Annotated in this window: 6 protein-coding genes; all 6 read left to right on the top strand. The window is 75.6% G+C overall.

Annotated features, from left to right (window positions below):
• Positions 1–601: 601 nt before the first annotated feature.
• Genes SM450_RS18395 through SM450_RS18420 form a run of 6 tightly spaced genes read left to right on the top strand, consistent with a single transcriptional unit; the run spans position 602 to position 24,254 of the window.
• Positions 602–12,397, top strand: coding sequence for an amino acid adenylation domain-containing protein (locus SM450_RS18395; protein WP_474620967.1), 11,796 nt, complete (start codon positions 602–604; stop codon positions 12,395–12,397).
• Entirely contained in the window at positions 12,394–15,699 is a 3,306-nt protein-coding gene (locus SM450_RS18400; RefSeq protein ID WP_474620968.1) for an amino acid adenylation domain-containing protein, read from the top strand. Before SM450_RS18395 ends, SM450_RS18400 begins: the two co-directional genes overlap by 4 nt.
• The gene (locus SM450_RS18405; protein WP_474620969.1) at positions 15,696–16,739 is read left to right on the top strand and encodes a TauD/TfdA family dioxygenase; all 1,044 of its coding nucleotides are present in this window, start codon (positions 15,696–15,698) and stop codon (positions 16,737–16,739) included. Before SM450_RS18400 ends, SM450_RS18405 begins: the two co-directional genes overlap by 4 nt.
• Positions 16,736–17,755 carry a TauD/TfdA family dioxygenase gene (locus SM450_RS18410; protein ID WP_474620970.1) on the top strand — a complete coding sequence of 340 codons (1,020 nt, stop codon included), beginning with the start codon at positions 16,736–16,738 and terminating at the stop codon, positions 17,753–17,755. The genes SM450_RS18405 and SM450_RS18410 overlap by 4 nt, the downstream gene beginning before the upstream one ends.
• A complete protein-coding gene (locus tag SM450_RS18415; RefSeq protein ID WP_474620971.1) occupies positions 17,752–23,085 on the top strand; it encodes an amino acid adenylation domain-containing protein in 5,334 nt (1,777 codons plus the stop codon). Before SM450_RS18410 ends, SM450_RS18415 begins: the two co-directional genes overlap by 4 nt.
• The gene (locus SM450_RS18420) at positions 23,082–24,254 is read left to right on the top strand and encodes a trans-sulfuration enzyme family protein (protein ID WP_474620972.1); all 1,173 of its coding nucleotides are present in this window, start codon (positions 23,082–23,084) and stop codon (positions 24,252–24,254) included. The genes SM450_RS18415 and SM450_RS18420 overlap by 4 nt, the downstream gene beginning before the upstream one ends.

Consider the following 24,254-nt stretch of genomic DNA (forward strand, 5'->3'; position numbering starts at 1 on the left):
GGCCACACCGGCGGGTCGCGTCCACCGATCGGGTGGCCCCCACCCACCACCTCGGCGAAGGGTGTCGACCAAGCCCGGTCTGACAACTGGGCGACTGCCCCCACGGGAAATGTCGACAGAATGCGGGAAGTGTGCCGAGGATCGATTCCGACACGGCGGGCAGCATGCCGACGCAATTGTCGAATCAATGACGAGGCAGGCGCGATCCAGCCCGGACGAACACGTCGACGGTCACTCCCGGTGGCCCACGCGATGATTGATCGTGACGGTAATCGATCAAGATCGCTCTGTCAACGACGCCCCGGAAAAATGCCGTGAGCTGGGAATACTCCCGCCTGGACGACGACACCGGGACCGGGATGCCGCAATCGCATTTCTTGCCGGCGCTCGGGAATTGGCCGAACGTGTTGCCTCAGGCACCGAACGCATCAGCCGCCGACACGATCCGGGGATCGGCGGCCGAAGATCGCCGGTGCCATGATGGGCGAGGTTCCCCATCGAGGAATTCTGATCTTTTCCATCACCCCGGTCGATCCGGGCGCGGCTGTCCGCGCCCGGACGGCGCCCACCCGGCGGCCGGGAAATGACGAAGGCGGAGGCGATGACCGACGTCCTGCGGACCCGGCGACCGGCCCTACCGGAGCGGCCCGAGTCCGACCGCTCCGCGCCGGCCACCGCCGCTCAGCGCCAGATGTGGCAACTGGACCGGCTCGACCCGGGATCGGCCGGCTACCTGGTGCCGTTGGCCTACCGGCTGCACGGCCCGCTCGACGTGCCGGCGCTGTCCGCGACGCTCGACGATCTGGTGGCCCGGCACGCCGCGCTGCGCACCACGCTCGCGCCCGAACCGGGCGGCGACGGGGCCGGCCTGGTCCAGGTGGTTCACGAGCCGAGCCCGGGGCTGCTGCGGGTGCACGACCTCAGTGGCCTGCCGAGCTGGCAGCGCGACCGGGAGGTGCGGGCACGGCTGCGCGCCGCCGCCCGCGACCCGCTCGACCTGCGACACGGGCCGGTGCTCCGGGCCGACCTGCTGCGGTGCTCGCCGGAGGAGCACATGCTCCTGCTGACGATCCACCACGTCGCGATCGACGAGTGGTCGCTGGGCATCCTCACCGGGGAGTGGGAACGGCTCTACGCGGCCCACCGCGCGGGGCGGCCGGCCACGCTCGATCCGGTGGCCGGTGACTGCCGCGACCACGCGATCCGGCAACGGCACTGGCTCGCCGGTGCCGAGGCCGCAGCCCAGCTCGACTACTGGCGGGAACAGCTCGCGGGCGCGCCGGCAGCGCTCGACCTGCCCACCCGGGGGCCACGCCCGGCGGTGCCGTCCGCCGCAGGCGCCACCCTCGCGGTGCCGCTGGAGGTGCCCGCCGAGGAGCTGGCCGCGTTCTGCCGGCGGGCGCGGGTGTCGCCGTACATGGTGCTGCTGGCGGCGTTGCACGTGCTGCTGGCCCGGTGGACCGGCGGGCGTGACGTCGTGGTGGGCACGCCGGTGGCCGGCCGGCGCGGTCCGGAGACTCGGCACCTCGTCGGCCTGCTGCTCAACACCGTCGCGATCCGGGCCCGACTTGACGACGACCCGTCCTTCGACATGCTGCTGGACCGGGTGCGCGGCGCCGTGCTCGATGCCCTGAGCCGGGAGGAGCTTCCCTTCTCGACCGTGCTGGAGACGGTGCGCCCGGCCCGGCGCGCCGGCTTCAGCCCGCTGTTCCAGGTGATGTTCGTGTACGGCCGCGAGGCCGCCCCGCCCCGCCTGGACGGCCTCCAGGTCAGCGTCGTGGAGGCGCCGCTCGACACCGCCAAGTTCGACCTCACGGTCGCCGTGCGGGAGAACGACAGTGGGCTCCGAGCCGTGTTGGAATACCGCACCGACCTGTTCGACGCCGACACGATGACCCGCCTCGCCGGGCACTTCCAACGGCTGCTGGCGTCGCTGCTGACCGATCCGGGCGCGCCGGTGGGCTCGGCCGCGATGCTCACCGCCGCCGAGCACCGGCGGCTGGTCGTCGAGTGGAACCGGACCGCCACGCCGGCCGAGCCGGACGACCTGGTCCACGTGCTGATCGAGGAGCAGGCCCGGCGTACCCCCGACGGGGTGGCGGTGACCGACGACGTGGCCGCGCTGAGCTACCGGGAGCTGCACGCCCGGGCCGAGGCGCTGGCGGGGACGCTGCGCGCGCAGGGCGTCAGCGTCGGCGCCCTGGTCGGGGTGCTGCTGCCCCGCACGGTCGAATTCACCGTGGCGGTGCTGGCGGTGCTGCGGGCCGGCGCGGCCTACGTCCCGATGGACCCGGCGAACCCGCCGGCCCGGCTGCGGCACCTGATCGACGACACCGCCGCCCGGGTCGTGCTCACCCGCGCCGAGCTGGCGCACCTGGTGCCCGGGGACGCGGCGCTGCTGGTGCCGGACAGTCCGGCGACGGCGGTGGAGCCGGCGCGCGGCGGCGGGCCACGACGACGGCCGCGCCGCCGGCCCGCGCCCACCGCTGACGACCTGGCATACGTCATCCACACGTCCGGGTCGACCGGCCGCCCGAAGGGCGTGATGGTCACCCACCGGGGGGTGGCCAACTACGTGCGGTGGGCCACCCAGTCCTACCGCCTGCACGCCGGTGACGTGGTCCCGCTGCACTCGTCGGTCGGGTTCGACCTGACCGTGACGAGTCTGCTGGTGCCGCTGGCCGCCGGCGCGACCGTCCGGATGCTCGGCGAGCACCTCGGCCCGGCCGCGCTTGGCGAGGCGCTACGCGACACCGCCACCCCGTTCGGCCTCGTCAAGATCACCCCGGCACAGTTGGAGCTGGTCACACACCAGCTCCGCCCGGACGAGCTGGCCGGGCGGACCCGGTGCTTCGTCATCGGCGGCGAGAATCTGCGCGCCGACCAGGTCGCGCCGTGGCGGGCCCACGCGCCGGAGACCGCGCTCGTCAACGAGTACGGCCCGACCGAGACCGTGGTCGGCTGCGCCGCGTACGAGGTGGATTCGGACACCCCGGCCGACGGTTCGGTGCCGATCGGCCGGCCGATCGCCAACACCGCGCTGTACCTGCTCGACACGTGGGGCAACCCGGTGCCGGTGGGCGTGGTCGGCGAGCTGCACGTCGGCGGCGCCGGGGTGGCGCGGGGCTACCTGGGGCAGCCGGACCGCACCGCCGAGCGGTTCCGGCCCGACCCGTTCGCCGGCGCGCCAGGCGCGCGCCTGTACCGGACCGGCGACCTGGCGCGTCGCCGCCCGGACGGGGTCCTGGAATATCTGGGCCGCACCGACCGGCAGGTCAAGGTGCGCGGCTACCGGATCGAGTGCGGCGAGATCGAGGCGGCGATCCGACGGCACCGGCCGAGGGCCGACGTGACCGTCCACCTGCGCCACGACGACCCGGCCGACCCGCGCCTGGTGGCCTACCTGGCCGGCGATGGGGCGGACCCGGCGGAGCTGTCCGCCGCGCTCGCCGCCGAACTGCCGTCCTGGCTGGTGCCGGCCGCGTTCGTGCGGCTCGACGCGCTGCCGCTGACCGGCAACGGCAAGCTCGACCCGGACGCGCTGCCCGCGCCGGGGCCGGCGGACGTCCGCCACGTCGCCACCCCGGACGTGCCGGCGACCACCGCCCGGACCGGGCCCGGGACCGCCGGGACAGGGCCGGACCGGTGGGACGCCGACCGGGTACGCCTCCAGCGGCTCGTCGCCGACGTGTGGCGCGAGGTGCTCGGCGTCGACCAGGTCGGCCCCCGGGACAGCTTCTTCGACCTCGGCGGGCACTCGATGCGGCTGCTGGCCGTGCTCGACCGGCTGCGCGCCCGCCTCGGTGACGTGCTGACCGCCACCGACCTGTTCCGCCACCCCACGCCCGAGTCGCTCGCCGCGTACCTCGTCGGAGTCACGACGACAGGCGCGGACCCGCAGCCGGCGGTGGCCGCGCCGCCCGTCACGCCGCCGACCGCGACCGCCGGCCCGGCCGACGGCCTGGTCGCCGTGGTGGGCCTGGCCTGCCGGTTCCCGGGCGCCCGCACGGTGGACGAGTTCTGGGCGAACATCCGCGACGGGGTGGAGTCGGTGGGTGAGTTCACCGTCGAGGAGATGCTCGCCGACGGCGCCGACCCGGCCCGCGTCGACGACCCGGCGTACGTGCGCGCCGGCACGTACCTGCCCGGCATCGACGAGTTCGACGCCGCCTTCTTCGGCTTCACCCCGCGCGAGGCGGAGACGCTTGACCCGCAGCACCGGCTGCTGCTGGAGTGCGCCTGGCACGCGCTTGAGCACGCCGGTCACGACCCGTCCCGCCATCGGGGCCGGGTCGGCCTGTTCGCCGGCTCGGGCCGCAGCTCCTACCTGCTCGACCACCTCAACGGCCACCCGGAGCTGACCGGCGGGCTCAGCGAGCATCAGATCTCGCTCGGCAACGACAAGGACTTCCTGCTCAGCCGCGTCGCCTACCAGCTCGACCTGACCGGGCCCGCGGTCACCGTGGCCACCGCCTGTTCGACCTCGCTCGTGGCCGTGCACCTCGGCCGGCAGAGCCTGCTCAGCGGCGAGTCCGACGTGGTGTTGGCCGGCGGCGTCAGCGTCTTCCCCGCCCAGCGGCGCGGATACCTCTGGCACGACGGCGGCATCTACTCCCCCGACGGGCACTGCCGGCCGTTCAGCGCCGACGCGCGCGGCAGCATCGAGTCCAGCGGCGTGGGCGTGGTCGTGCTCAAGCGGCTTGCCGACGCGCTCGCCGACGGCGACACGGTCTACGCGGTGATCCGCGGCTCGGCGATCAACAACGACGGGGCGCGTCGCACCGGCTACACCGCGCCTGGTGTCGCCGGGCAGGTCGAGGTGATCAGTCGGGCGCTGGCCGCGGCGGGGGTGAGCCCCCGCTCACTGGGCTACGTGGAGGCGCACGGCACCGGCACCAGCCTCGGCGACCCGATCGAGGTGGCCGCGCTGACCGAGGCGTTCCGGCGCGGCACCGACGCGCGGGGCTTCTGCGCGCTCGGCTCGGTCAAGGCCAACATCGGGCACACCGACGCGGCGGCAGGCGTGGCCGGTCTGATCAAGACCGTGATGGCGTTGTGGACGCGCACCCTGCCGCCGACCATCAACGTGGACCGGCCGCACCCGGCGATCGACGTCACGACCGGCCCGTTCCGGCTCGACCGCGCCGGTGGCCCGTGGGTGGCCGACGGTCCACGCCGGGCCGGGGTCAGCTCCTTCGGTATGGGCGGCACGAACGCCCACGTCGTGCTGGAGGAGCCGCCGGCGACGCCGGCACCGCAGCCGACCGCGCCGGGGCCACGGCTGCTCGTGGTGTCGGCGCGTACCCCGGACGCGCTGGAGCGCGCCACCGGGCAGCTCCGCGACCACCTCGACGCCCACCCGGAGGTGGCGCTCGCGGACGTCGCGACGGCGCTGGGCCGCCGGCAGCCGATGACCCACAGGCGGTACGTGGTGGCGGCCGACCGCGCCGACGCGGTGTCCGCCCTGGACACCCCGGCGCGCCGGTTCACCGGCAGCCACCCGGGCGGCCGGCGGACGCTCGTGTTCGCCTTCCCCGGGCACGGCGCCCAGCACGTGGCGATGGGCGCCGGGCTCCACCGCTCCGAGCCGACCTACCGGGCCGTGGTGGACGAGTGCGCCGATCTGCTCGGCGCCGACCTGGGCCGGGACCTGCGCGCCGTGCTCGACCCGCCGCCGGGCGGGCACCCGGCGGCGGAACGGCTGCTCGACCGACCCGCCCTGGTGCAGCCCGCGCTCTTCGTCACCGAGTACGCGCTGGCCCGCACGCTGCTGGCCCGGGGCGTCACCCCGGACCTGATGGTCGGCCACAGCCTCGGCGAGTACGTGGCCGCCTGCCTGGCCGGCGTCTTCTCCCTCGCCGACGCGCTGCGCCTGGTCCGGGTGCGCGGCGAGCTGGTGGAGCGGACGCCGGCCGGGGCGATGCTCGCGGTGGCGCTGCCCGAGACGGCGGTGACCGGGCTGCTCGACGACGGGCTGTCACTGGCCGCGGTGAACGCCCCGGAGCTGTGCGTGGTTTCCGGCGACCCGGCGGCGGTCGGGCGGTTGCGGGACCGGCTGGCCACCGACGGCGTCGACTGCCGGCCACTGCGGGTGGCCCGTGGCTACCACTCCGCGCTGCTCGACGAGATCCTGGACGAGTTCGCGGCGCACGCCGCCGAGGTCGACTACGCCGAACCCGAGCGCCCCTACCTGAGCAACCTGACCGGCGGCCCGGTCACCCCGGGCCTGGTCACCGATCCGGCGTACTGGGTACGGCACCTGCGGGAGCCGGTCCGGTTCGCCGAGTCCACAGCGCTCCTCGCCGAGCAGGAGACGGCCCTGGTCGAGCTGGGTCCCGGGCACGCGCTCGGCGGCCTGGCCCGGCTCGCCGGGATGCGCCCGGCCCACGCGGTGGCGGCGATGCGGCATCCCCGCGCCGACGCCGACGACCTGACGACGCTGCTCGACGCCGTGGGCCGGCTCTGGCTGGCCGGCGTCCCGGTCGACGTGGACCGCTTCCACAGCGACGGCACCCACCGCCTGCCGCTCCCCGGCTACCCCTTCGCCCGACACCGCCACTGGATCACCCCCGCCCCGCGCACCGGGGCCTCTTTCCCGGAAAGCGTGGCTGTTCCGGGCGAGATGGCCACGCTTTCCGTGAATCAGCGCCCGGAGGGTGGGGGGAATCGGCCGGCGTTGGGGAGCGGTTTTGTGGCGCCGGCGGGGGCGGCGGAGGAGGTCGTGGCGGAGGTCTGGGGGGAACTGCTCGGGATCCGGCCGATCGGGGCGCACGACGACTTCTTCGAACTGGGCGGGCACTCGCTGCTCGCCACCCAGGTGGTGGTGCGGCTGCGCGCCCGCCTCGGCGTGGCGGTGCCGATGGAGACCGTCTTCGCCCGGCCCACCGTCGCGGCGCTTGCGGCGGCGCTGCCCGCACCCGTCGACGTCGAGCCGGCCACGCCGCTCGCGGCGGACCCGTCCGCCGGGGAGCGCATCCGCCGCGCCGCGCCGGACGCCGGCCCGGCGCCGCTCTCCTCCGGCCAGCACCGCCTGTGGTTCCTCGACCAGGCGTACGCGCAGAACGCCTACACCGTCGGCACCACGCTGCTGCTCGACGGCGCCCTCGACCTGGACGCGCTGCGCGCCGCACTGGCCGGGCTGGTCCGGCGGCACGAGACGCTGCGTACCGTGTTCGCGGTCGGCCCGGACGGCGACCCGGTCCAACTGGTGCTCCCGGACGGGCCGGTGGAGCTGCCGGTCCGGACCGCCCCGGCGGAGCCCGACCCGGACGCGCCCCCGAGCATCGTCGAGCCGGCGGTGGCCGGTGCGCTCCCCGGATGGGTACACGCCGCCCTCGCCGCCGACGTGCGACGCCCGTTCGACCTGGCCGCCGGGCCGCTGTTCCGGGCCGTGCTGCTGCGCGTCGCCGACGACCGGCACGTGCTGTCGCTGACCATGCACCACGCCGTCTCCGACGGCTGGTCGCTCGGCGTGGTGGCCCGCGAGGTGGCCACGCTCTACGCCGCCGCGCGGGAGGGGCGCGCCGACCCGCTGCCCGAACTGGCCGTCCAGTACGGCGACTACGCGCGCTGGCAGCGCGGCCGGCTGGCCGACCCGGACCACCCGGACCTGGCGTACTGGCGGGCGCAGCTCGCCGGGGTGCCGGCCGCCCTGGAGCTGCCCACCGACCGGCCGCGCCCGCCGGTGCAGACGTTCGACGGGGCGGTCCGCACGCTGGTCCTGCCCCGACCGGCCGCCGACGCGGTACGCCGGTTCGGTCAGGAGCACGGCGCCACGCTGGCGATGACGTTGCTGGCCGCGTGGCAGACGGTGCTCTTCCGCTGGACCGGCCAGCGGGACTTCTGCGTCGGCACCCCGGTCGCCGGCCGGGTCCGCGCCGAACTGGAGCCGATGGTCGGCTTCTTCGTCACCATGCTGCCGATACGGACCGTCCTGGACGGGGACTTGACGTTCACCGAGCTGCTCGGTCGGGTCCGGCGCACCGCGCTTGATGCGTACGAGCATCAGGAGGTGCCGTTCGAGCGGCTGGTGGACCTGGTCGACGCGCCCCGCGACCTGAGCCGCAACCCGCTGTTCCAAGTGATGTTCAACCTGCTCAACGTGCCCGAGCAGCAGGACGTGGACGCGGCCGGGGTGCGGATGACCCCGTTCGCGGTCGAGCCGGGCATCGCCCAGCAGGACCTGGCGCTGTACGCGTACGAGGTGGCCGAGGGGCTGCGGTTCCGGCTGGAGTACAACACCGCGCTGTTCGACGCGGCGACCGCCGAGCGGATGGTCGGTCACCTGGAGACCCTGCTCGCCGCCGCGATCACCGACCCGGATGTCCGGCTGGCGGCGCTGCCGCTGCTCACCGCCGCCGAGCGCGCCCGGCTCGCCGAGTGGAACGACACCGGCACGCCGGCCGGCTGGGACACCCCGCCCGGCCGGACGCCGACGCTCGTCGACCTCTTCGCCCACCAGGTGGCGGCGAACCCCGACCGGCCCGCCGTCACGTTCGGCCCGACCACTCTCGACTACGCCACGTTGGACGCCCAGGCCAACCGGCTCGCGCACCGGCTGCGCCGGGCCGGCGTCGGGCCGGACGTGCCGGTCGCGGTCTGCCTGCCCCGCTCGCCCGAGCTGCCGGTCGCGCTGCTCGGCGTGCTGAAGGCCGGTGGCGCGTACGTGCCGGTGGACCCGGAGTACCCGATGGAGCGGCAGCGCTACGTGCTTGCGCACAGCGGCGCCCCGGTGCTGGTCACCGATCCGGGCCTGGCCGGGAGGTTCACCGGCTTCGACGGCACGGTGCTGGCGCCGGACGCGGCCGGGGAGCCGGACACCGCGCCCCCGCCGCCGGTCGGGCCGGAGCACCTGGCGTACCTGATCTACACCTCCGGCTCGACCGGCCGCCCCAAGGGCGTCCGGGTCACCCACGGCGCGGTGGTCAACACGCTCGCCGCGATGCGGGAACGCCCCGGCCTGACCCGCGACGGCACCATGCTGGCGATGGCCAGCTTCGCGTTCGACATGTCCGTGCCGGAGCTGTTCCTACCGCTCGTGGTCGGCGCCCGGATGCTGCTTGTGGACCGCGACGTCGCCTACGACGCGCCCCGGCTGGCCGCGCTGCTCGCCGCCGAGCGGGTCACGCTGGCCCAGGGCACGCCGACGACCTGGCGGCTGCTGATCGAGTCCGGCTGGACCGGCACGCCCGGGCTGACCGCGGTCTGCGGCGGCGAGGCGGTGCCCGCGCCGCTGGCCCGGCAACTGGCCGACCGGGTCGACGCGCTGTGGAACCTCTACGGCCCGACCGAGGCCGCGGTCTGGGCCACCATGGACCGGATCCTCCCGGCGGAGACCCGGCCCACGATCGGCCGGCCGATCGGCAACATGCGGGCGCACGTGCTCGACGCGACCTCGCACCCGGTCCCGGTCGGCGTGCCAGGTGAGATCCACCTGGGCGGGCCGGGGCTGGCCCGGGACTACCACGGCGACCCGGCGCTGACCGCCGCGCGTTTCGTGCCCGACCCGGACGGCGGCGGTCGGCTCTACCGCACCGGCGACCTCGGCCGTCGCCTCGCCGACGGCCGGATCGAGTTCCTCGGGCGAGGCGACTCGCAGGTGAAGGTACGCGGGTTCCGGATCGAGCTGGGCGAGATCGAGTCGGTGCTGCGCCGGCACGACGCGGTCCGCGACGCCGCCGTGGTGGTCCGCGAGGACGCGGGCGAGAAGACCGTGGTGGCCTACCTGACCCTGGCCGGCAGGCCCGAGCCCGACGCCGGGAGCGAGCTGACCGCCGACTTCGCCGCCGATCCGGGGCCGTGGCGGGCGTACGTCCGCACCTGGTTGCCGGACTACATGGTGCCGTCGGCGTTCGTGCCGCTTTCCCGGATGCCGCTCAACGCCAACGGCAAGGTCGACCGGGCGGCCCTGCCCGCGCCCCGCCGTGACCGCGCCGCGGCCGGAGCCGGCGAGCCGGACACCCCGCTGCGGGCGGAGCTGGCCCGACGCTGGGCGGAGGTGCTCGGCTACGACCGGGTCGGCATCGACGACGACTTCTTCGACCTGGGCGGCGACTCGTTCCGGGCGATCAAGGCGCTGGCCGGCAGCGACCCGGCGATCAGCGTGCTCGACCTGTTCCGCCACCCGACCATCCGGGCGCTGACCGAGCACGTGGACGCCACCGGCGGCGCCGCCGGCCGGCTGCTGCACGAGCTGACCCCGGCCCGGCCGGGCACACCGACCACGCTGACGCTGCTCTGCGTACCGTTCGGCGGCGGCTCCGCGATCACCTTCCAGCCGCTCGCGGACGCCCTGCCGGCCGGGGTGTCGCTCTACGCCCTGGAACGACCTGGGCACGACCTGAACCGTCCGGACGAGCCGATGCTCGACCTGGACGAGCTGGTGGACCGGTGCGTGGCCGAGGTGGTCGGGCAGATCACCGGCCCGGTGGCCGTGTACGGGCACTGCGTGGGCGGCGCCGAGGCGGTGGAGCTGGCCCGCCGGCTGGAGGTGGCCGGCGTCGACGTCACCGGCGTGGTGATCGGCGCGCACTTCCCCGCGCCCCGGCTGCCCGGCCGGGTGTTCGGCTGGCTGCGCCGGTGGTTCCCGGTGGAGCGCTGGGCGTCGAAGCGGCGGACGCTGGAGTCGCTGCGCGCGATGGGCTTCTTCACCGAGGTCTTCGACGCGGCCGAGAAGGACTTCGTGATGCGCGTGGTCCTGGCCGACGCGGCCCGGGGCGAGGACTACTACACCGACGTCTACGCGCAGGGGCTGCCCCGGAAGCTGTCCGCGCCGCTTGTGTGCGTGGTCGGGAGCGGCGACCGGGCCACCGAGCTGTACCAGGAGCGCTACCTGGAGTGGGAGTTCTTCGCCGACCGGGTGTCGCTTGAGGTCATCGACGGCGCCGGCCACTACTTCGCCAAGCACCAGCCGGCCGAGCTGGCCGGAATCATCCTGGCGCGCTGCGCCGCCGCGCCCGCCGACGTAGCCGGGACGGCGCGGCCGGCCGGGGCGGCCCGGACCGCCCAGTCCGCAGCGACCGCCGCGGACGTCGCGGCGCGGCGCCCGGCGGCACCGAGCCTGGCGGTGTTCTACCTGGTCGCGATCGGTCAACTGGTCTCGCTGATCGGCAGCGGGCTGACCGCGTTCGGCATGGGGCTGTGGGTCTACCAGCGCACCGGATCGGTGTCGCTGTTCGCCACCGCCACCGTGCTGGCGCTGCTGCCGGCCGTGGTGCTGTCGCCGATCGCCGGCGCGCTCGCCGACAGGTGGGACCGCCGCCGGATCATGGTGCTCGCCGACTGCCTGGCCGCCACCGGCACGGTGAGCCTGGCGTTGCTGCTCTGGCTCGGTCAACTCCACCTGTGGCACATCCTCACCGCGATCACCGTCACGGCCGTGGCCACCGCGTTCCAGCAACCCGCCTACCAGGCGGCGGTCACCCAGCTCGTGCCGAAGCGCTACTACGGGCGGGCCAACGGCATCGTCTCGCTCGGCACCGCCACCAGCACCGTGCTGGCCCCGCTTGTCGGCGGCGCGCTGGTGCTCGCGGTCGGGCTGCGCGGGATCGTGGTGATCGACCTGGTCACGTTCGCGGTCGCGGTCACCGTGACGCTGTCGGTCCGCTTCCCGGACACGCTGTTCGTACGCCGGGAGGAGCCGTTCCGGCGCGAGGTGCTTGGCGGCTGGCGGTTCATCGTCCGTCGGCACGGGCTGGTCGCCCTCGTCGTCCTGGTCGCGTCGCTCAACTACTTCTTCGCCATGGTCGAGGTGCTCGTCACCCCGCTCACGCTCTCCTTCGGCGACCCGGCGGTGCTCGGCCGGGTGCTCGCCGCCAGCGGCGTCGGCATGGTCGTCGGGTCGGTGCTGATGGGCGTCTGGGGCGGCACCGCCCGGCGGACCACAGGCATCCTGGTCGGCGTCGTGCTGCTCGGCGTCTCGCTGCTCACCGTCGGGCTGCGGCCGGACCCGCTGTTCCCGGCGCTCGGCCTGTTCGGCATGGGCCTGGCCACCGCGCTCGTGAACACGCACTGGCTGGCCATCGTGCAGGCCAAGGTGGGGCTGGAACTCCAGGGCCGGGTCCTCGCCATGGCGCAGATGCTGTCCTGGCTGATGGTGCCGGCCGGTTTCCTCAGCGCCGGCCCGCTCGCCGAGCACGTGCTCGCCCCGCTGGCCCGGCCCGACGGCCCGCTCGCCCGACTGGTCGGCACCGGGCCGGGGCGCGGGATGGCGCTCGCCGCGATCCTGGCCGGGCTCTGCGCGCTGGCGCTCGCCGCCGTCGGCATCGCGTACCGGCGGATCCGGCGGCTGGAGGACGAGCTGCCGGACAACGACCCGGGCCGCGTCGTCCTGACCGACAAGGACCGCATCCAGGAAGAGGCGGACCGCCGCCTCGCGGCCGTGGCCGGTCCCCGGTGAGCACGCCCGCCGGCCCGACCCGCCGCGCCACCGCCCGCCGGGTCGACGCGCCTCCGGCCACCGTGGACTGCCTGCACCGGATGGTCGCCGCACAGGCCGCCCGGACCCCGGACGCGGAGGCGGTCCGGCACGGCGACACCGCGCTCTCCTACCGGGACCTCGACGCGGCGGCGAACCGGCTCGCCCGGGTGCTGCTGGCGCGCGGCGTCACGCGCGCCGACCGGGTCGGCGTCTGCCTGCCGCGTACGCCCGACCTGGTGGTCGCGCTGCTCGCCGTGCTCAAGGCCGGCGCCGCGTACGTGCCGCTCGACCCCGCGTACCCGGCGGCCCGGGTCGCGTTCATGACCGCCGACTCGGGGGCCCGGCTGGTGCTGACCACCGCCGGCCTCGCCGACCGGTTCACCTGCCCGACCGTGCTCGTGGACCGGCTCGACCCGGGCGGGGACGACACCGACCCGGCCGCGCCGGCCACCCCGGACGACCTGGCGTACGTCATCTACACCTCCGGCTCCACCGGGCGTCCCAAGGGCGTGGCCATCGAGCACCGCTCGACGTCGGTGCTGCTGCGCTGGGTCCGGCAGACGTTCGACGACACCGAGTTGGGCGGGATGCTCGCGGCCACCTCGGTCTGCTTCGACCTGTCCGTCTTCGAGATCTTCGGTCCGCTCGCCTGGGGCGGGCGGGTGCTGCTCGTCGACGACGTGCTGGCGTTGGCCGCGCCGGGCGCGGAGTGGCTGCCGGTCACGCTCGTCAACACCGTGCCGGCCGCGATGGGCGAGTTGCTCACCGCCGGGGCGCTGCCACCGGGCGTCCGCACCGTCTGCCTGGCCGGTGAGCCGCTCACCGCCGCGCTGGCCGCCCGGGTGTGGTCGCGTCCGCACGTGCGCCGGCTGTGCAACCTGTACGGGCCGTCCGAGGACACCACGTACTCGACCTGGGCCGAGGTGCCGCCGGACGGCGATGACCCGCCGATCGGCCGGCCGCTGCCGGGCACCCGGGCGTACGTGCTCGACCCGGACGGCCACCCGTTGCCGCCGGGCGAATCAGGCGAGCTGTACCTGGCCGGCGCCGGGCTGGCCCGCGGCTACCTGGACCGGCCGGCGGAGACGCGGGCCCGCTTCCGGCCGGACCCGTTCCGTCCCGGCGAGCGCATGTACCGCACCGGCGACCGGGTCCGGCTACGCCCGGACGGGCAACTGGCCTACCTGGGCCGGCTGGACGACCAGGTGAAGCTGCGCGGCTACCGGATCGAGCTGGGCGAGGTGGCCGCCCGGCTCGCCGCCCTGCCCGGCGTACGGGAGGCGACCGCCGCCGTCCGGCCCGGCCCGAGCGGGGATCCGCTGCTTGTCGGCTACCTGGTCGGGGAACGACGCCACGACGTCCGGGCCCGGCTGGCCGAGGTGCTGCCGGCGCCACTGGTCCCGGCGGCCGTGGTGTGGCTGGACCGGCTGCCCACGCTTCCGAACGGCAAGGTGGACCGCGCGGCCCTGCCGGCGGCGGCGTTCGGCGGCAGCCCGCGCGACGGTTCCGGCACCGGCCCGAACGGCACCAGCCCGAACGGCGACGGTCCGGACGGCGGCACCAGCCTGGACGGCGACGGTCCGGACGGCACATCGCTCGGCGCGACCGGCGCCCTGGTGGCGGCGGTGTGGCGGGAGCTGCTCGGTGTGCCGGTCACCGGGCCGGACGACGACTTCCTCACGCTCGGCGGCGACTCGCTGCTCGCCGTGCGCTGCGCCACCCGGCTGACCGCCGCCACCGGCCGCCGGGTCCACCCCGGCGACCTGTTCACCCACCCGACGGTCGCCGCGCTCGCCGCCCACCTCGACGCGCCGTCCACACCGGTCGGCCCGGGCAGCACCGGGCCATCACCTGTCGACACCGGACCGGAAACGGCCGACACCGAACCATCACCGGTCGACACCGGGCCGAAGGCGGCCGACACCGGACCGGAAGCGACAGGCGACCGGCCGGCGCCGCTCTCCGCGGCGCAGCGGCGGTTCTGGTTCCTGCACCGGCTCGACCCGGCCGACACGTCCTACCTGCTGGCGTTCGCGGTCCGCTTCGCCGCGCCGGTGGAGGCGGCCCGGCTGACCCGGGCACTGCACCTGGTGGTGGGCAGACATCCCGCGCTACGCACCGTCTTCCCCACCGGCCCGGAGGGGCCGGTGCAGGTGGTCCGGCCCGACGCCCGGCCGCGCCTCGTCGTCGCGCCGGGCGAGCCGGGCATCCCGCTCGACACCCGGCTCACCCGGCTGACCGCCGAGGCCACCGCTACCCCGATGGACCTGGCGACCGGGCCGCTGCTGCGCGCGTACCTGCTGCCCGACGACGCCGGCCGGGCGGAGGCGCTGCTGCTGGTGGTGCACCACGCCGTCGCCGACGACTGGTCGTTCGGGGTGCTGGTGCGGGACCTCGCGGAAGCCTACGACGCGCCGGACGCGCCACCCGGCGCTCCAGCGCCCGGCCCGGCCGTCTTCGCCGCCGCCCAGCGCGCCTGGCTCGCCGGCGCCGCCGGCCAGCGCGCGGCAGCCGAGCTGCTGCGCGAGCTGCACGGCGCCCCCCACCTCCTGGAGGTAAGGAGGGGCCCCCGCTTAACGCATTTGGTAGAGGAAGGGGCCCCTCCTAACACCGGGGCCGCGCTGCGGACCACCGTGGACCCGGAGACCGCGAGGGCGGTACGGGAACTCGCCCGCGCCCGCCGGGTCAGCCTGCACATGGTCGGACTGGCCGCGTTCGCCGTGCTGCTCGGCGCCGCCGCCGGCCGGGACGACCTGCTCGTCGGCGTCGCCTTCGCCGGGCGCACAAGCGTGGCGGCCGAACGCAGCGTCGGCTGCCACGTCAACACGCTGCCGCTGCGGCTGCGCCCGGCCCCGGACCGGACGTTCGCCGACCTGCTCGACGAGGCGCGGCGGGTCACCCTGTTCGCCGCCGCCCGCCAGGACGTCCCGTTCGACCTGCTCGTGGAGCGGCTACGCCCGGTCCGCAGGCCGGACCGCAACCCGCTCGTCCAGGTCGCGTTCGGGGTGCAGAACGCCCCACCGGCCCGGCATCTCAGCGTCGCCGGTGGCGAGTTCACAGGCGTCGAGCTGACCCCGGACGCGGCCCGCCTCGACCTGACGCTCTGGCTGGACGACAGGCGGCACGCGCTCGACGCGCTCTGGACCTACCGCACCGACCTGTTCGACCACCACACGGTGGTGGAGTGGCACCGCCGCCTCACCGCGCTGCTGCGCACCACCGCCGCCGATCCCCGGCGCAGTCTCGCCGACTGCGTCGACACCGCTGGGAGTGAGAGATGACCGATCAGATCCGGGTCGCGCGGCCCGTCCCCCGCCGCGGCCGGGAACGGAACCTGGTGGACGTACGACCGGACTGGCCTGGCGGCCCGCTGCCGGCCCTTGTGCGCGCCACCGTGCCCGACGTGGACCTGGCCGGCTGGCTCGCCGGGCACCGCGACGAGATGGACGAGCTGGCCCGCCGCGCCGGCGCGGTGCTGTTCCGCGGCTTCGCGGTGGCCGGCGCGGACGACTTCCGCACCGTGATGGCGGCGCTCTCCGGCGACGTGCTGTCCTACGGCGAGCGGTCCTCGCCGCGCAGCCGGGTCGCCGAGGGCGTGTACACCTCCACCGAGCACCCGGCCGACCAGCCGATCGTGCTGCACAACGAGCAGTCGTACACGGTCAACTGGCCGCTGCGCATCGTGTTCCACTGCGAGGTCGCGCCGGCCGCCGGTGGCCGTACGCCGCTCGCGGACAGCCGTCGGGTGCTGGCCCGGCTGCGCCCGGAGACGGTCGACGGGTTCGAGCGGCGGGGCGTGCTCTACCGGCGCAACTACCTGCCCGGCATCAGCCTGTCCTGGCAGACCGCGTTCCAGACCGACTCCCGCGCCGAGGTGGAGGCGTACTGCGAGCGCGCGATGATCGACGTGGAGTGGGTGGGCGAGACTCAGCTACGCACCCGGCAGGTCCGCCCGGCGGTGCGGCGGCACCCGGTAACCGGGGAACGCACCTGGTTCAACCACGCGTTGTTCTTCCACGTAACCTCCCTGCCGGCGGACGTCAGCGCGGGGCTGCGGGCCGCGCTGGCCGAGGACGACCTGCCCTACCAGACCGCGTACGGCGACGGCACGCCCATCCCGGACGAGGTGCTGGCCGAGCTGCGCGCCGCGTACGCCGCGGAGACCCGCTCGTTCGACTGGCGCGAGGGGGACGTGCTGCTCGTGGAGAACATGCTCGCCGCGCACGCCCGCGAGCCGTTCACCCCGCCCCGGCGGATCCTCACCGCGATGGCCGACCCGGTCGCCGCCCCCGAGCTGCACACCCAGGACGGTGCGTCATGAGCGCCCCCGGACCGCGTCGCCGTGCCGCTGGCGGCGCCGCCACCGAGCCGGTGACCCGCCGCACGCTCGGCCCAGACGGCTTCGTGCTGCTTGTCGAGGCCGCCGTGCCCGACCTCGACCTGGCCGGCTGGCTCACCGGGCGGCGGCCGGAGCTGCTGGCCGACCTGGACCGGCACGCCGCGGTCTTCTTCCGCGGCTTCGACGTGCGCAGCGCCGACGACTTCGGCCGGGCGGCCCGGACGGTCGGTCCGGAGCTGCTCGGCTACCTGGAGCGGGCCGCGCCCCGGCACGAGGTGGCCGACCGGGTCTTCACCTCCACCGAGTTCAACGCCGCCCAGTGGATCCCGCTGCACCACGAGATGTCGTACTCGCACAACTGGCCGACCCACCTCTTCTTCCACTGCGCGCGGCCGGCCACCGGCAGCGGCGGCGCGACACCGCTCGCCGCCGAGCGGGTGATCACCCCGCTGATCCCGGCGGAGGTGCGGGAACGGTTCGGTCGCGACGGGGTGCGCTACGTGCGCAACTACGGCCCGCACCTGGACCTGCCCTGGCAGGAGGCGTTCCAGACCACCGACCGGGCGGAGGTGGAGGCATACTGCGCCGCCTCGGCGACCGAGTTCACCTGGTTGGGGGACGACGGGCTGCGGACCGTGGCCCGGCGGCAGGCGACGGCCACCCATCCGCGTACCGGGGAGACGGTGTGGTTCAACCACGCCCACCTGTTCCACGTGTCGAACATGCCGCCCGAGGTGGCCGCCGCGCTGCTGCGCGAGTACGGCCCGGAGGGGCTGCCCCGCAACGCGTACCACGGCGACGGTGAGCCGATCCCCGACGAGGTGGTCGGCGGCATCCGTGAGCTGTACCGGCAGCACGCCCTCTCCGTGCCCTGGCGGCGCGGCGACGTGCTGGTGGTGGACAACTTCCTGGCGACCCACGGCCGGGAACCCTTCACCGGCGACCGGCAGATCCTGGTCGCCATGTCCGACCTCTACGTCAACCGGAGTGTGTGGTGAACGGATACCGTCTGTCCCCGGTCCAGCGGCTGGCCTGGGCCGGCAAGCAGGACCTGGTCCGGGCCCGGGTGCGGCTGGACCGGCCGCTCGACCGGGCCCGGTTGCAGGCCGCCGTCGACGCGGTGGTCACCCGGCACGAGGCGCTGCGGCTGACCCTTGTGCACCATCCCGGCCTGCGGGTGCCGTTGCAGGACGTGGACGACGACCGTGCCGTCACCGTCGGCGCGCAGGGCGAGCTGTCGGTGACGCTCACCGACGACGCGCTGGAGCTGGCCGCCACCCCGCTGATCGCCGACCCGGCCAGCCTGCGCCTGGTCCTGGCCGACCTGGCCCGGGCGTACGCGGACGACCTGCCGCCGGCCGACGAGGAGGCGTTGCAGTTCCTCGACGTCACCGAGTGGCAGGTGGAGGAGCGGGAGCAGGCCCCGGCGCCCACGCCTGTCACGCCGGCCGCCCGGCTGGTCGAGCCGCACGGCGACGACCCGGGCGCGGTGGTCACCGCCGCGCTGCCCGCCGCCGACCTGGCCGCGATCGCCGAGGCCGCCGGCTGCGACACCGGAACCGTGCTGCTGGCCGCCTGGGCGCTCGCGGTCGCCCGCCGGGCCGAGGCGCCCGACGGGGTCGAGGACGCGGATCTGGTGCTGGCCCGCTGGCACGACGGCAGGCGGGCCGAGGGCACCGCCGCCGTGGTCGGCCCGCTCGGCGGCTACGGCCCGCTCCGGCTGGCCCTGCCGCTGCCGGCCGGACCGGCCGAGCTGCTGGCCGCGGTACGCGCCGCCGAGGCCACCGCCGACGAGACGTTCCACCTGGTCGACCCGGTCGACGAGGCGACCGGCGCGGTTGCTGGCTTCGCGGTGCAGCCGGCGGTCGCCCCGGCCACCGTTTCCAGCCTTGGCGGTACGGCCGCGGAGGTGCCCGTTCCGCCGCCGCCGACCGGCCCCCGGCTCACCGTGCTGACCGGCACCGGCACCGGCACCGGCACCGGCGACGGCGACGGCGACGGCGAGGTCACGCTCCGGGTCAGCGGCGGGCGGTGGCTGCTCGACTCGCTTCTGGCGGTGCTGCGCAGCCTGCCGGCCGCGCTCGCCGGGGGCGCTCCGCTGGCGGTGCTCGGCGCAGGGGAGGCCGGCTGGCTGTCCGAGGCCGGCGGATCGGCGTCCAGCGCGCCGACGCGTACCCTCGTCGACCTGCTGGACGCGGGCCTGGCCGGGATGGGTCGGGACGTGGCCGCCGTGGTGGCGGCCGACGGCGCGTACTCCGTCGAGGAACTGGACCGACGGGCCGCGCGGGTGGCCGCGGCGCTTGCCGCGCGCGGCCTGGCCGGCGCGCCGGTAGGCGTGCTCGCGGCCCGTTCCCGGGACACCGTGGTGGCGTTCCTCGGCGTGCTGCGGGCCGGCGCGGTGTTCGTGCCGCTCGACCCGGACGCCCCGGCGCCGCGCGTGGCCGCGCAGCTCCGCGTGATCGGCGCGGACTGCGTGGTAGGCGTCGGCGGGCCGGCCACCGTGTCCGTCGATGATCTGGTCGCGGCCGGCGGCCCGCCGCCGGCGTCGCCGACCCCGACCGACCCGGCGTACGTCATCTTCACCTCGGGCTCCACCGGCGCGCCCCGGCCGGTGCGGGTGTCGCACGCCGCCGCCGCGCACCTGGCCGGTGCGCTGGAGGCAACCGTGTACGTGGGCCGCCCGGCCGGCCTGCGGGTGGCCGTGAACGCGCCGCTGACGTTCGACGCCTCGGTGAAGCAACTCGTGCAGCTCGCCCACGGGCGCAGCCTCTTCCTGGTGCCGGAGGACGCCCGCCGGGACGGTGCCGCGCTCACCGCCACGCTCGCCGCGCATCGGGTGGACGTGCTCGACCTGACCCCGTCGCAGGCGCGCATCCTGCTCGCCGGGGCGGGCGACGCCCGGCTGCCCGGGTTGCTGCTGCTCGGCGGCGAGGCCGTCGGCGACGACCTGTGGACCGAGGTGGCGGCGCTGCCGGGCGTGCGCGCGGTGAACCTGTACGGCCCGACCGAGTGCACGGTGGACACCACCGTCGCGGAGATCCGCGCCGGGGACCCGCCGACGATCGGCCGGCCGCTGCCGGGCGTCGCGGTGCGGGTGCTCGACGAGCGGCTGCGCCAGGTGCCGCCGGGTGTGGCCGGGGAGCTGTGCGTGGCCGGCCCGCAGCTCGCCGACGGCTACCCGGGCGACCCGGAGGCGACCGCCCGCCGGTTCGTGGAACTGCCGCTGCCCGACGGCGGCGTCGAGCGGGTCTACCGCACCGGTGACCGGGTCCGCTTCGACGCCGGGCGGCGGTTGCGCTACCTGGGCCGCCTCGACGACCAGGTGAAGATCCACGGGTTCCGGGTGGAGCCGGGCGAGGTCGCCGCCGTGCTGCGCGGCCACCCGGAGGTGGCCGACGCCGCCGTGGTCGCCCGCGACGACGACGGGTACGGCGACCGGCTGGTGGCCTACGTCCGACCCCGCGCCGGCGCGTCGCTGGACCTGACCCGGGTGTCCGGGATCAACCCGCACGAGACCCGCTACCTCTACGACGAGATCTTCGGGCAGCGGGTCTACCTGCGCGACGGGATCGTGCTGCGCCCCGGCGCGACAGTGTTTGACGTGGGCGCGAACATCGGCATGTTCTCGCTCTTCGTGCACCAGGTCTGCCCGGACGCCACGATCCACGCGTTCGAGCCGGTGCCGGCCGTGGTGGAGGCGCTGCGCCGCAACGTCGCCGAGTTCGGCGTGCCGGCCACGGTGCACGCGCACGGGCTGTCCCGGGAGCCCGGCGAGGTCTCCTTCACCTACTACCCGGGCTACTCGATGATGTCCGGCCACGCCGCGTACGCCGACCCGGATGCCGAGATCGGGGTGATCAAGCGGTATCTGGCGAACGAGCGGGACGCCGCCGACGCCGCCGACGCTGATGCCGATGCCCGGGACGTGCTGCTCGACCGGGCCGACGAGCTGCTCGCCGAGCGGTTCGCCGGCCGGGAGCTGACCGTGCCGGTCCGGCCGCTGTCGGCCGTGCTGGACGAGCTGGCGCCGGCCCGGATCGACCTGCTCAAGATCGACGTGCAGCGGGCCGAGGCGGACGTGCTGGCCGGGCTGGACGACCGGCACTGGCCACTTGTCGCGCAGGTCGCCATGGAGGTGCACGACGCCCCCGGCACCGCCACCGCCGGCCGCCTGGCCGAGCTGGCGGCGTTGCTGACGGCACGCGGCTTCACCGTGGTCACCCGCCAGGACGACCTGCTTGCCGGCACCGACAGGCACACCCTGCACGCGGTCCGCCCCGAGTACGCCGCCCCGCCCGGTGAGGTGATTGGCGGGGGCCCCGCCACAGCAGAATCCGATAACGCGGGCCCCCGCCTAACACTTCGGGAGTGGCTCGCCGAGCGGCTGCCGGCGCACCTGGTGCCGGCCGCGGTGGTGGTCCTCGACGAGCTGCCGCTGACCCGCAACGGCAAGCTCGACCGGGCGGCGCTGCCCGCGCCACGTCCGGAGCGACCGGCCGGCGACCCGGCGGTGACGCCCGCCAACCGGGCCGAGGAGATCCTGGTCGAGGCGTGGCGCGAGGTGCTCGGCGTGGCCGCGTTCGGTGTGACGGACAGCTTCTTCGCGCTCGGCGGCGACTCCATCCGCAGCATCCAGATGCAGGTCGCGGCGCAGAAGCGGGGCCTGTCGTTCCAGCTCAACGACATCTTCACCCACCAGACCATCCGCGACCTGGTGGCACACGGCCGGATCACACTTGACGGCGTCACGCCCGAGCCGGCCGCGCACGACGGACGGTTCGGCCTGGTCGACGCCGCCGACCGGGAGCTGCTTCCGGACGGGCTCGTCGACGCGTACCCGATGACCGCGCTCCAGCTCGGCATGGTCTACCACGGCGAGCTGACCGGCGACCCGGCCGTCTACCACAACGTCACCGCGCACGAGGTGGCCGCGCCGCTCGACGCGGCGGCGCTGCGCCGTGCGCTTGCCGCCCTGGTGGACGCACACCCGGTGCTGCGGACCGGCTTCGCGCTCGGCGCGTACGCCGAACCGATGCAGCTCGTCCACGCCCGGGTGCCGGTGGACCTGCCGGTGACGGACCTGACCGGCCTCGACGCCCCGGCCCGCCGGGCCCGGATCGACGCGCTTGTCGCCGAGGAGCGCCACCGCCCGTTCGACTGGGCCCGGCCGCCGCTGCTGCGCCTGCACGCGGCCCGCACCGGCGGGGACGGGTTCACGCTGCTGGTCGCCGAGCACCACGCCGTCCTCGACGGCTGGAGCCTGCACCTGTTCCTCGCCGACCTGCTGGCCGGGTACGACCGGGAGCGGGCCGGCACGTCCGCGGACGCCGACGCCGGGCTGCCGTTCCGGGAGTACGTGGCGGCCGAGCGGGCGGCGCTCGCCGACCCGGCCACCCGGCGGTTCTGGCTGGACGGCCCCGGCGGCGCGCCACCGCTGCTTGTCGGCGGCGCGCAGCCGAGGACCACCACCACCCAGCGGGTACCGCTACGGGCCGGCACCACCGAACGGGTGTCCGAGGTCGCCCGCGACGCCGGCGTGCCGGTCAAGTCCTGGCTGTTCGCCGTGCACCTGCGGCTGATCGGCGAGCTGGCCGGGCGGGACGACGTGGTCAGCGGTCTGGTGGTCGGCGGCCGGCCGGAGGGCGAGGGCAGCGCCGCCACCCTCGGGCTGTTCCTCAACACGCTGCCGGTGCGGGTCGCGCTGGGCAGCCGGTCGGTGGCCGAGCTGGCCGCCGAGGCGTGGCGGGCCGAGCGGGAGCTGATGGGACGCCACCGCTTCCCGCTCGCCGAGATCGTCCGGGCGGGCGGCGCGGGTCCGCGCTTCGACCACTTCTTCAACTGGACCCACTTCCCGCCGCGCCCGGCCGGCGACGGCACCCGAATCGTGGACAGCCGGGGCGTCACCGTGGACGTGGCGTTCAGCCTCGCCGTCGACGCCGAGCTGGACGCCGGGCGGCTCGGGCTGATGGTCCAGTACGACCACCGGCACGTCCCGGCCGACCGGGTGGACGCGCTTACCGACGGCTTCCGCCGGTTGCTGGCGGCCGACCCGGACGCGCCACTGCCGCCTGTGGTCTCCTCGCCGCCGGCGGTCGCCGGGGACGCCCGGCAACAGTGGGCGGACCGGGTGGCGGCGGCCTGGCAGGAGGTGCTGGGCACGGCGCCGCGTGACCCGGCGATCGGCTTCCTCGCCGCCGGCGGTGACTCGCTGCGCGCGCTGCGGCTGGTCACCGTGCTGCGCCAGCGTCACGGCAGCGACCTGACGCTTCCGGAGTTCACCGCGCTCGGCAGCTACCGGGCGCTCGTCGACCGGGTGGCCCGCGGATGACCGGGTTCGGCACCGCCGCGGTGCACGGCGACGACGGCCTGGTCCCCGGCGGGGCGGTCGCGCCGCCGATCGTGCAGAGCGCCACGTTCAGCGCCGAGTCCGACGAGCGGTTCACCGAGATCGCCACCGAGGCGCGGGGCAGCGCGTTCTACACCAGGTACGGCAATCCGAACCACGCGCAGGTGGCCGCCGTGGTCGCCGCGCTGGAGGGCGCGGAGACCGGGCTGGTCACCGCGTCCGGGATGGGCGCGATCAGCACGGTCGCGCTGGCCCTGCTCGCCGCCGGCGACCACGTGGTGGCGCAGCGCAGCACGTACGGCGGCACCACCTCGCTGGCCACCGGGCTGCTGCCGCGCTTCGGTGTCGCCTGCACCCAGGTCGACCAGACCGACGATGACGCGTTCACCCGGGCGCTGCGGCCGGAGACCCGGCTGGTGCTTGTGGAGACGCCGAGCAACCCGCTGCTGGAGCTGACCGACCTGGCCGCCGTCGTCGAGACGGCGCACGCGGCCGGCGCGCTCGTGGTGGTGGACAACACGTTCGCCACGCCGATCAACCAGCGCCCGCTGGCCGCCGGCGCGGATCTGGTGTGGCACAGCGGCACGAAGTTCCTCGGCGGGCACTCCGACGTGTCCGCCGGGGTGGTGGTCGGCGGCGCGGAGCTTGTCGAACGGGTGTGGCGGACGGCGATCGTCACCGGCGCCACGCTCGGCCCGGTGGACGCCTGGCTGCTGCTGCGCGGCCTGCGGACGCTGTCGCTGCGGGTGGAGCGGCACAACGCCAACGCGCTCGCCCTGGCGGAGGCGTTGGAGGATCACCCGGCGGTGGCCCGGGTCCGCTATCCCGGGTTGCCCTCGCACCCGCAGCACGCGCTGGCCCGCCGGCAGATGACCGGGTTCGGTGGGGTCCTCGGCGTCGAGCTGGCCGCCGGCCGGGACGGCGCGGCGGCGTTGCTGGCCGGGCTGCGCCTGGCCAAGCGGGCGGCCAGCCTCGGCAGCGTCAGCACGCTTGTGGTCCACCCGCGCTCGATGTGGGCCGGGATCGTGGACGCCGGGCAGCTCGCCGCGACCGGGATCGGCGAGGGCCTGGTGCGCGTCTCGACAGGTATCGAGGACACCGCCGACCTGGTGGCCGACTTCCTGACCGCGTTGGAGGGGACGCCTGCCTGA

This window comes from Micromonospora marincola, assembly GCF_056150385.1.

Coding starts and splice junctions, on each gene's coding strand:
- SM450_RS18395 (WP_474620967.1), top strand. CDS start 602: ATGACCGACGTCCTGCGGACCCGGCGACCGGCCCTACCGGAGCGGCCC.
- SM450_RS18405 (WP_474620969.1), top strand. CDS start 15,696: ATGACCGATCAGATCCGGGTCGCGCGGCCCGTCCCCCGCCGCGGCCGG.
- SM450_RS18410 (WP_474620970.1), top strand. CDS start 16,736: ATGAGCGCCCCCGGACCGCGTCGCCGTGCCGCTGGCGGCGCCGCCACC.
- SM450_RS18420 (WP_474620972.1), top strand. CDS start 23,082: ATGACCGGGTTCGGCACCGCCGCGGTGCACGGCGACGACGGCCTGGTC.